The sequence below is a fragment of the Bacteroides sp. ET336 genome, assembly GCF_024733815.1.
In the GTDB taxonomy this organism is placed as follows: Bacteria; Bacteroidota; Bacteroidia; order Bacteroidales; family Bacteroidaceae; genus Phocaeicola; species Phocaeicola cellulolyticus.
In genome coordinates, this window is the sequence record NZ_JANRHK010000028.1 from 17456 (window position 1) to 28465 (window position 11010).

Consider the following 11010-nt stretch of genomic DNA (forward strand, 5'->3'; position numbering starts at 1 on the left):
GCTGTTTGAGCGTAGCGAGTTCCCTGCCGTTTAGCCGGAAGAGGCTTCGGAGTAGCCCGACGGGCGCAGACGGTGTACTTTCTTTTTGGTATCTTTTTCTTTCGGACAAGCGAAAGAAAAAGTACATATACGAAAAGTACACAATTAAACATTTAAAAACATATACATTTTATTATATTATTGTATGACTTAAAAAAAAGGAATTATGAAAAACTTAAAGAAAATGTCAGTAAAGTTTTACCTTATGCTCGCGCTGTCCGCTGTTGCGGTATTAGTAGGCTGTAAGGACGATGAAGAAGTTGTTACACCGCAGTTCCCGGATTTGAAGGAACAGACGGTTACTCTTACTGAGACTACGGACGAAAATGGAAATAATGTATTTTCTGCAAGCCTCGATATAACATTTAGCGCGAACCTCGACTGGACCCTGAAGAGCGATGCCGCATGGTGCAGGTTCGTAAACGGAGAGATCAAAGAAACGACAGCTTCGGGAAAGGCCGGCGACCAGACTCTGAAAGTAGAGATTTCCGATGCAAGCTGGAACTATACTTCAGCAGACGTTGCGCAGATTACACTTTCTATGGCATCGCAGGAGCAGGTTATTTATAAGATAACCCGCGGAATGAGGGAATATCAGAACCTTGTGGTTACGAATGAGGCAGGAGACATATCTTACAGTTCTTCAACTCCGTTGGAAATAAAAGGCAATAATGCAAATGTTGTAACTACTTCGTTGAGAGCTTCCGCCGAAGCCGGCATGGAGATAGGTCTTCAATATCCGGAATGGTTGACGATGAGTATTAATCAGGAAACTGGAGCCTATGACTTTACTTTCAATACTGAAAGTGAAAACGACATCAGATATCCGATAGAAAACACAGGTGATGTAATATCTTTTTATACCTCTGACGCTGAAACAGCGGAAACAGACAAAGTAAGAAGAATAGACATTCCTGTTTCTTATGAAGGTTTCGACAAGAGGGCTTTGGTTATCCAATCGGCTCACAATGGATTGTCTGTAGATGCTGATGGAACAATCAATACTGAGGAAGGTCAGAAACAGTCGGTTTCTTCGACTATTACTGCGAACTCTAATGATTTTGTAATTTTGAAAGGATTGGTTGAGAAGTACGAACTTCCTGATATTTCAGATGGAGAGGGTGGAATGATTGACCAAAGTTTTGCTTATAGATATGATTTTGAACAAGAACTGAACTGGGTGGAAGTAACGCAGCCTACAACTGATGGTGTTGTGACTTTGTCAGTAAAAGCAAATGATTCCGAAGAAGAAAGGGAGGCGATAGTTGTGCTTCTGCCAAAGGCTTTGGTCGATGAATATGGAACAAACTATAATGACTATTTGTTGATTCGTGAAGGAGATGTTGACAGTGAGGGTAATCCTCTTACGGCTGGAGATTTGAAGTCAGAATTCAGTACATTCGTAATGGCTTCTCTTACTCAAGCTAAGAAAAATGTGGCTCAAGAAGAAATCAGTTTTATTTCGAGAGCGATAGATGGTGGTGGAACGTTGATGTCTTATAGTGATGTAGGATTATCAAATATTGAGTCTGTAAAAATTGAAAGCTCTGAACTTGAAAGTATAAAATCAGAATATGCAGATTTAGCCGATGTATCAAATGTTTGGAAAATTGTTATACCAAAAGATATTTATGAAATGGGGTTAGTTAGCGGCATGCCAATCATTATTGAGGCTGTTGGCAGAGGAGATGGACAGACCATGTCCAATTTGTCAACCGATAGTGGTATAACATGCTCTGAAGATAAGCGTCAAGGTTCATTATGGATACAATCCGAAATGTCTAATGTTGATATATATGGCTTGTCTATATCCGGTACTCTTACTGACCATTATGATATAGTAGTCAAGAATTCTGACGGTACTATCGCTTCATTCTGTAGATTGGAATTAGGAAACTAATAAAACAACAATTAAATGACAACATACAATAAAATAATAAAACAGTTTCTTGCACCTATCATTGCCGTACTTTTCTGTACGGCAGTGACAGGCTGTAAGGACGACGAAGGACTGCAGGGCAGCGAATACGGCTATGTGCAGTTCAAGCTTTACAAGGCAGCATCGTACCAGCCGGCGGAGGAAACACCGGCTTCGCGTGCTGCTTCAGAAATGCTGAGTGACATACAGAAAGTGGAGGTCGAGCTTAATTACAACGGTACTTCCATCACACAGACACTTGTGCTGAACTCTTACAGCTCGGAAAATGCGGAGTACGGCATGCGTAGCGACAAACTGCAGTTGATGGCAGGAACATACACCATGGTGGGCTACAGACTGCTCGACAAGGTGGACGAGGTGGTAAGCAGCTACAATGCGTCGGGCGATATAGAGGTACGTCCGGGAGAGCTTACCGTGCACGACCTTACCGCCGAAGTGCAGGAGAGGGGACAGGTACAGTTCAAACTGATGAAGTCGTGGGTGAGCGACTCACGAGCTTCGACACCGTCGGAAGAGACATACCTGTTCAACGACATAAACATGGTGGACATTACACTGAGGAATACTTTTACACAGGCTACGGTGGAACTTGAAAAGATTCCTGTGAGACAAGAACTGAACTATAGCGACTCGGAACAGGGCGACGTGCCTTCCGAGACTGGCGACAAGTATTATTCAAGCGAGATTGCCTATACGGACTCACTTGTATGGGTTCCCGCGGGCGAATACCAGGTGGTGGAATACTCCACTTACAGGAAGTCGGGAGCGGTAACTTACAATCTCGAAATAGGCACGGGAGTAGAGGGAACAGCGTTCACCGTGGAAGACAACCAAGTGACCAAGGACGCCGAAGTACCAGTATTGCTCTCTGAGACTTCGGAAAAGATAAAAGACTACATGGCTCTTTATGAGATATGGAAGGCCTTGAACGGTCCGGAATGGAACTATGTGGGAGAGGCTTATCCGGCGGGAGCCAACTGGAACTTCAACAAGGAGAAAGACATGTGGGGCGTACAGCCGGGCGTACAGCTGGACGACAATGGCCGAGTGACGGCTCTCACAATAGCCGGATTCGGAGCGAAAGGAGTAGTGCCTGATGCGATAGGCCAGCTCACGGAACTGAGGATATTGGCTTTCGGAGCACACGACGAGAAGCTGGGAGGCAACATCACAGCCTCGCTGAGAGCCGACATGAGCGAAGCTGACAAAAAGAAAGTGCGCGAGAATTACGCCAACCTATTCCTGAAGAAAGACTCGCGCGAGGACTTGTCGGAAATGCTGCAGTGGGTTATAAACAGAGACCCGAAGCAGAAAGCCATAAAGAAAAGTACCCGCATAAGCCCGAAAGACGTGCAGATAGGTGCGGTCACGAACGAGATTACGGAAATATCCAAGGCGGTGATGAGACTTACAAAACTGCAGAACCTGTTTATCGCGAACTCTACCATAACGGCGGATAAAGTATTTACAGATTGGGTTTCAAATCCGGTTGAGGGCGTTACTACAAGGGATTACAAGGAAGAATGGAAGGATGAAGTATCGGGCTGGAAATGGGAGAACTTCAAAGACCTTACCGACATGGAGCTTTACAACTGTAAGAACTTTGACAAGATACCTGATTTCGTTCTCCAACTTCCGGAACTGCAGGTGTTGAACCTTGCCTGCAACCGCGGAATGAAAATGAAGGAGCAGTGGATAAGACTCGTGACCGGCAGTACAAGCGGGGACGGTACAGGAACACCTACTACCGTAGCCTCAAAGATACAGATGCTTTACTTCGGCTATAACGATTTCGGTGATGAAGAAAACAATTTCCCGCCGCTTAAAGTGTTGAGCCATATGAAGAACCTCCACATGCTCGACTGCACCAGCAGCGGGGTAAAAGGCAAGGTGGAAGGCTTCGGTTCAGATGTCGTTTTGTCACAGCTTCTGCTTAGCGACAACGAGATAACCGAGATAGGAGGCGAGTTCTGCAGCTTCTCGAATGATGTAGAGACATTGAACTTCGCCAATAACAAGATAAAGCTGATACCGAACATATTCGATGCCTCATCGCTTTACGTGATGGGCGGTGTGGACTTCTCCGGCAACCAGATAACAGGCGTGGCAGATCCGGACAATTTCAAAGGTATAAACGCCAGCTCCGTCAACCTGTCCAACAACAAGCTGGTGAAATTCCCTAAGGAACTGTTCCAGGCTGAATCGCCGATAACTACACTTAACCTGGCTGGCAACGGCATCGAGAAGATAGAAGAAGGTGACATAGTGAACAACAGGGCAGGAGGCAGGAACAAGAATGCCAACCTTATCTCTACCATCGACCTCCGTTTCAACAAGCTTAGTTCGCTGCCCGACGACTTCAGGGCTACGGGTATTCCTTACCTGAGAGGGTTCGACGTAAGCTACAACTGTTTCAGCAAGGTTCCGGAACAGCCTTTGAACTGTAGCGAGCTTGAAGCCATAGGAGTGCGCCACCAGCGCGACGCGGAAGGAAGGAGAATCCTGCGCGAATGGCCTGTCGGCATCACGGAATGCCCCAGCCTGCTACAGCTCCAGATAGGCTCCAACGATATCCGCAAGGTGGACGAGGAGATGACACCACAGCTGTGGATAGTGGAAGTCAAGGACAACCCGAGCATAACGCTGGACGTTACGAGCGTATGTTCCTACATCAGCGCCGGTCTGTGGATGCTTATCTATGACAAGACACAGGATATACGCGGATGCGATGCTTTGGACATTGAAAACTGAAAATGAAAATAAACTAACAAACGTAGAAAAATGAAATATATAAGTAAGATAACGTTGGGTCTGGGACTGTTTGCCTCTCTGCTGGCATCGTGCAAGGACGATGAAGTGGCGGACTCGAACATGGGAATATCCCTCGACAAGGAAACCATAGCCATAGGCCCTGACGGCGGAACAGAGAGCATTGTTGTCACCGCAGGCAGGAACTGGGTATCCAGTGCCTCCAGACCGTGGGTAGCCGTGTCGCCGGCCAACGGTTTCGGCTCCGTGGAAGGCTCGCTTGCCATCGACTCCACCCTTGAGGTGACAGCGCGCACGGCGCAGGTACGTTACCGCCAGGAAGACAACCAGGAGGTGATACTCACCATAAACCAGTTCGGATACGGAAAACAGATTATACCTTCGGAGAGCGAAATCCGGATAGAGAGTTCAGGCACGTATGACGAGCGTCATTTCGACCTGACAGTTTCCACAAACGTTGAGTTCAAGGTGGACGAAAACATCACCTACGAATGGGACGGCGAACCGACTCCGGAAGACGGATTGACGGACAGCGACCTCACCGGATGGATTACGGCGCCGCAAAACACTGAAGTGGACCTCGACAGGAAGGACCGTCCGAGAACGGTGAACATCCGTTTCCGCTGGGACATGAATACGGCACCTTACAGCCGCATAGCGAAGATCAGGCTTGTCCCTACCGACGAAAGTGTGGTGCTTGTTGACCAGGATGGAAACCCTACGGGCGACGTGGTGGTGACAGTGGTGCAGGAAGCTGCCGTAAGGATTACCGATGACCGCCGGGGAGACTCTCTTGCCGTGGTCATGATAAACGAGAAACTACAGTCGCTCTTCACTTACAATTTCTCCGACAAGATGGAGAACTGGGAAAACGTTACCCTGTGGGAGGAAGGCGATGAAGGCATGCCTGATGGTGCGCTCGGACGTATCCGTTCGCTGTCGTTCATGCAGTTCAACCTGAACAAGGAAGAGACTTTCCCGAAAGAGATAAAATATCTCAAGTATTTGGAAGAATTGTCCGTAACAAGTAATACCAACCGCCAGACCAAGGATATGGAATTTGGCGAGGAAGTTTGCGAACTGGAACACCTCAAGAGGCTCGCCATTGTGTCGTACGGGCTTTATAAGCTACCCGAGAACTTTGGTAAACTTGCCGGGACGCTTGAATACCTCGACCTTGGAAGCAACAATTTCCAGAAATTGTCCGATATAACCAATGTTGTTAACAAAGATACTTTCAAAGAACTGAAAGGCCTTGAACTTTCCACTTGCCGCAAAAACGATACCACTTCAGAACTGGCTGGAATTGAATGGGATAATGAAAAACTCGGATTGCATATAGACTTGGGTACGGAAGCATCTCCGGGAGAAGGACGACAGGAATTTATAGAACTCCTCAAGTGGGAAAACCTCGAGTACCTCGGACTCTCTTACATGTTCATAGAAGGCGAGTTGCCTACAGACGAGGAGTTGATGGAACCGGACGCAAACTTCGGTAGCTATCTGTCTAGTGACTTCTTTGAAGGCGACGCATATAAGTACGAGAAAATTTCAAAGGATACGTGCGGCTGGCTTCTTACCGACAGGGAGGTGGAACTTCTTGGTGAAAAAGTGAAAGGCACCGACATAGCAAGGGTGCTCCCGAGAATGCATAATTTCAGCATAAATCTGAACTTCATTACCGGAGAGTTGCCTAACTGGCTGCTTTTCCACCCGTTCTTAATGGAATGGGATCCGGAGTCGCTTGTCATGAACCAGTGGGAACAGGGAAAAGACAGCGATGGCAAGTCGGTAGGTTTCAGCAACAGGAATGACGTGGTGAATACCAGGTACGTATATTATTACGGCGACGGCAAAACAGAGTCCGGCTATCCTGAGGATATAAGCGTAGCCTATCCGGGCTATTATAACAAGTTCGTGGGTGGAGGAAAGGATTGGACACCCGGAAGCACGGATGCCGGCGAAACTACTTCTAAACAATAACTATATTTACGGATAAAAATGATGAATAATAAAATATTATATTCTGCGATATTCGCGCTGTCGCTTGCGGCGTGTACGGACGATACCCTTACACCTGCCATAGATGCCCCCGAGGCGGAAACGGAAGTAACCATTCCCGCCGGGGCAAAATCCGGCGAACTACTTATCAAGTTCAAGCCGGAGATGACAGAAATCCTTGACAAGACACTCTCCGCCGTTTCCAGAAGCGGAGGGGCGGCAAGCCGCTCGGGAATACCTTCTACCGACGAAGTGCTGGAAATCCTTGGAGGATACCGTTTCGAGAGGGTTTTCCCGGTGGACGAAGCCACTGAGGAACGTACCCGCGCGGCGGGACTTCACCTGTGGTATGTGGTGAAATTCGATGAAAACGCTAGTCTTCAGGAGGCTGCCAACAGTCTTGCAAGACTGGGAGAGATCTCAGCCGTACAGGCCAACCACGAGATAAAGCGTGCATACCGCACCGACATGAAGAGGACATACGTCAGCGCGGCCGCGCTGGAAAGCCGTACCTCGGCTCTTTCCGCTTCCGACGGTTTCTTTAACGACCCCGGATACAAATACCAATGGCATTATAACAACGTTGGCGATTATCCGTTCGATGACCTGAACTTTGATGAAACAGGTGTCGCTTCGCATTCCAAGGCCGGCTCCGACATCAATTGCGAGGAGGCGTGGCAGCTTTGCACCGGCGATCCGTCAATCATCGTGGCCGTTCTGGACGAGGGCGTGATGAATACTCATCCGGATTTGGAAGGTAATATATGGAAAAATGAAGACGAGACATTCCTTTCCGGCGATGATAATGACGGCAACGGATATAAGGGTGACTTTTACGGATACAACTTCGTGAAGAACTCGCCATTGGTGTCATGGTCTGACGAGTCAGACACAGGTCACGGCACTCACGTGGCCGGTACTATAGCAGCCATGAACAACAATGAAGGAGTATGCGGTATCGCCGGCGGCGACGGCACCCAGAATTCCGGTGTGAAGATAATGTCGTGTCAGGTGTTCGACGGTGAGAACGGCGTGACCCTCGACGGAGAGGCAAAAGCCATAAAATATGCCGCCGACAACGGTGCGGTCATTCTCCAGTGCAGCTGGGGGTATAACTCTGCCTATGCCAATATGGCGATGGGCTTCACACCCGGACCTGAGACGGAGGAAGAATGGGCCGCCACTTATCCACTCGAAAAGGACGCGTTGGATTATTTCATTAACAATGCCGGCTCGCCGAACGGTGTAGTGGAAGGCGGAATAGTGGTGTTCGCGGCAGGTAATGAATATGCCGCAAAACCGGCATTCCCCGGCGCATATTCAAAATGTATAACCGTAGCCGCGGTCGATGCAAGTTATACTCCGGCGAGCTACTCCAATTACGGTGTTGAGACAGACGTGTGCGCCCCTGGCGGCGACGGCGAGTATTATGACCTTTTAGGCCAATCAGCTCCGGAATATGTGGACGTGAACATTGATGCCGATAAGAACAACTACATTTCGCAAGGCTCCATATTGTCAACCTTGATACGCAATGGTCAGCCTGTTTACGGATACATGGACGGTACCTCTATGGCATGCCCTCACGTGTCCGGAGTCGTGGCGTTAGGTCTGTCATATGCCGTTAAGGAACGTCGCCACTTCAAGGCTGAGGAATTCATCGAACTTGTTAAGTCTTCAGTAAAAGACATATACGATGAATATTATACAGGCAAGAAGACATACTACTACGGACATTCCAATTTTTCCGCGCCTCTTACTGAGATGGTTCTTTCCGAATATGTAGGGAAGATGGGTACCGGCCTTATCGATGCCGGACTGCTTCTTAAGAATGTGGCCGGTGCCGGAACAGACATGAAAGTGCCTAACGTATATGTAGCCGTTGGTGGTACCAGTTCAATAAACCTTGCCGGCTACTTCAAGGCCGGTGAGACGAAAACTTACATTTGCAGTGTGGCAGACTCTTCAGTGGCTACGGTGATAGTAGATGGCAGCGTGATGAAAGTAACCGGTGTGAAAGCCGGCTCTACAAACCTTACCGTCACTACTTCTGCAGGAGAAGAGCAGACTGTGGTTGTTACGGTTCGAAACTCCGCTAACGATAACGGTTGGATGTAATTATTTTAATGATGGATAATATCGGAATAAAATCAATACTTCTATTCACGGGCCTAGCATTGTCATGCGACTTGATGTCACAGGTCAAAGCCGGGTTTCCCGATGAAGATGTAGAGGCGATAGTCAATCCTCCTTTGGAAGAGAACGCTGCCCATATTTTGAAATTCGACAGTATCGTGTGTCATCTCGGTACCCTTACTGAGGACGATTCCCCAAAGACGGTGCGTTTCTCTTTCACCAATGTAAGTGACAAGTCTGTACTGATAGATAGAGTCCGGACGACGTGCGGATGCGTGTCTGCCGGTGTGGAAGCCCGAAGGATACCGTCAGGCGAAAAAGGTTCGGTGACGCTGAAGTACGTGCCTAAGAACCATCCCGGAACCATAGATACGAACGCTTTTGTCTATGTGGAGGGAATGGGAAAAAGCCCTGTGGCCAGATTGACACTATTGGGAAACGTTTTGCCCGGAAAGGACGTTTGGGCAAGATTCAGGTACTCCATGGGTAAGCTCAGGCTCAAGACAAAGTCGGTGAGTATCGATGAGGTAGCCCCCGGCAAAAAGCCTGAAGTGAGAATATTGTGCGGCAACAGCGGCTCGACTCCGTTAAGGCTTTCCGCCGTGATAGTACCGTCGTTCGTTTCATTCAGGACTGAGCCGGAAGTGATAGACCCCGGATGCGAGGCCGACATTGTGATAGGAATAGATGCTGACGTATTTTTAACTGCCGGAAATGGGAACAAGTCTTTCCGGCTGATAGTGGAAGGAGTTGGCGGAAAACCGTCCGACAGGACTATCACTGTGAACGTTGCAATGGACAAGTGATTTGGTTTTATTCTGTATTTTTGCAAAATAAAAAACAATGTATATGAAAAATTTATTTAAGACAATATTTTTATTCTCTCTAATGTTTTGTCTCGCCTCATGCGAAGACGACTTTCATTCCGGCTCCGGCTCCCACTCCGGAGGATCAGGAATGGATGTCACTCCGGCCAACATAAACGGTACATGGCAGCTTTCCGAATGGAACGGTGCTCCGTTGGCGGAGGGGACATACTGTTATGTGGTTTTCAGCCGCCGAGAACGTACTTTCGAAATTTACCAGAAGTTCGACAGTATGTACGCCCGCTACATCACTGGAACCTATAGTATAGAGGACGATCCATACAAGGGTTATGTCATTAGCGGCGTGTACGACTATGACAACGGTGACTGGAACAATGACTATGTGGTGACAGACCTGCTAGAGAGTGGCTCCATGGTGTGGACTGCAGTGGGAGACGAGACTGACGTGTGCAAATATGTGCGTGTAGATGCCGTTCCTGATGAGATAGAAGAAGAGGCTCGGAAAGAGCAGGTCGATTGATTGCTGTTTTGTTTCTCTTCGAGGAAACGCTCGTTTCCTCGAAGAGAAATTGTCGTTTCCTACTGAGGAAATTCTAGTTTCCTCCCACCGGAAACTGTGTCTCTCCGGAAAAGCGCATGTATGATGCGGTCTGCCTTAGGCACCGGCGCGATACATGTGGTTACGGGTCTTATATCGAACTCACGTTTTGAGCCTGTTTAAATTTTGCTCATGTTTATTTTGAGAATTGTTTTCGAGAATATTTTTCTGATTTTACGAGGATGATAGCGGGCTATCTGACGAATAAAATCGGGAAAACAGGCAGGAAACAAACTCAAAAGAAAATGATATAACATTAATTTATTGGAAAATTTAAACAGACTCTAATTATTGGGAAATTTGTGTAATATGCTTGTTAGGATTAAAAATATTGATTAACAAAGAGATATCATATTTCATATAATTTTTCTGAAAAAAAGTTTGTCAAAAGTATTGCGGGAATGGAAAATGTTTGTACCTTTGCATCCGCTTTCGAGAGGGAAAGACGTTGAGTTGACACGGTGAAGGTGTAATAATGGGTATTTGAAAAAAAACTTCCGAAAAATTTGCATCTTAAAAAGAAAGTCCGTAACTTTGCAAATGCTTTCTCTTCTAAAAAGTGAAGCGATAAGAAAAGAGTTCTTTGAAAGATTTTAAATAAACAAACAGAATGTAGTACAAGCGTCACATTATATATATGATGTGATGAAAAGTAAGAATAAACCGTCAATTGAATATAAAACGGTATCCTGGACAGAGAC

At 47.2% G+C, this 11010-nt stretch carries 6 protein-coding genes and 1 pseudogene; all 7 read left to right on the forward strand.

The features are described from left to right. Positions 1 to 205 precede the first annotated feature (205 nt). Complete coding sequence (locus NW213_RS15830; RefSeq protein ID WP_154044872.1) at positions 206 to 1939, forward strand: BACON domain-containing protein; 1734 nt, start codon at positions 206 to 208, stop codon at positions 1937 to 1939. 15 nt (positions 1940 to 1954) lie between these two features. After that, a complete protein-coding gene (locus NW213_RS15835; RefSeq protein ID WP_154044871.1) occupies positions 1955 to 4729 on the forward strand; it encodes a DUF4458 domain-containing protein in 2775 nt (924 codons plus the stop codon). Between the two features lie 30 nt (positions 4730 to 4759). Continuing rightward, on the forward strand, positions 4760 to 6730 hold the full coding sequence (locus tag NW213_RS15840) for a BACON domain-containing protein (RefSeq protein ID WP_154044870.1): 1971 nt from the start codon (positions 4760 to 4762) through the stop codon (positions 6728 to 6730). Positions 6731 to 6751: 21 nt separating this feature from the next. Further along, positions 6752 to 8866, forward strand: coding sequence for a S8 family serine peptidase (locus NW213_RS15845; protein ID WP_258323381.1), 2115 nt, complete (start codon positions 6752 to 6754; stop codon positions 8864 to 8866). A gap of 74 nt (positions 8867 to 8940) precedes the next feature. Further along, a pseudogene (locus NW213_RS17045) lies at positions 8941 to 9315 on the forward strand (DUF1573 domain-containing protein); the annotation flags it as partial. Positions 9316 to 9366: 51 nt separating this feature from the next. Further along, positions 9367 to 9690, forward strand: a complete 324-nt coding sequence (locus NW213_RS15850) for a hypothetical protein (RefSeq protein ID WP_239469104.1) — start codon at positions 9367 to 9369, stop codon at positions 9688 to 9690. A 43-nt stretch (positions 9691 to 9733) separates the two neighbouring features. Beyond that, entirely contained in the window at positions 9734 to 10231 is a 498-nt protein-coding gene (locus NW213_RS15855) for a lipocalin family protein (protein WP_258323379.1), read from the forward strand. The last annotated feature ends 779 nt before the right edge of the window (positions 10232 to 11010 follow it).

Bases quoted from the DNA above. Each gene is read 5' to 3' on its own strand.
- NW213_RS15830 (WP_154044872.1), top strand. From the start codon at position 206: ATGAAAAACTTAAAGAAAATGTCAGTAAAGTTTTACCTTATGCTCGCG.
- NW213_RS15835 (WP_154044871.1), top strand. From the start codon at position 1,955: ATGACAACATACAATAAAATAATAAAACAGTTTCTTGCACCTATCATT.
- NW213_RS15840 (WP_154044870.1), top strand. From the start codon at position 4,760: ATGAAATATATAAGTAAGATAACGTTGGGTCTGGGACTGTTTGCCTCT.
- NW213_RS15845 (WP_258323381.1), top strand. From the start codon at position 6,752: ATGAATAATAAAATATTATATTCTGCGATATTCGCGCTGTCGCTTGCG.
- NW213_RS15850 (WP_239469104.1), top strand. From the start codon at position 9,367: ATGGGTAAGCTCAGGCTCAAGACAAAGTCGGTGAGTATCGATGAGGTA.
- NW213_RS15855 (WP_258323379.1), top strand. From the start codon at position 9,734: ATGAAAAATTTATTTAAGACAATATTTTTATTCTCTCTAATGTTTTGT.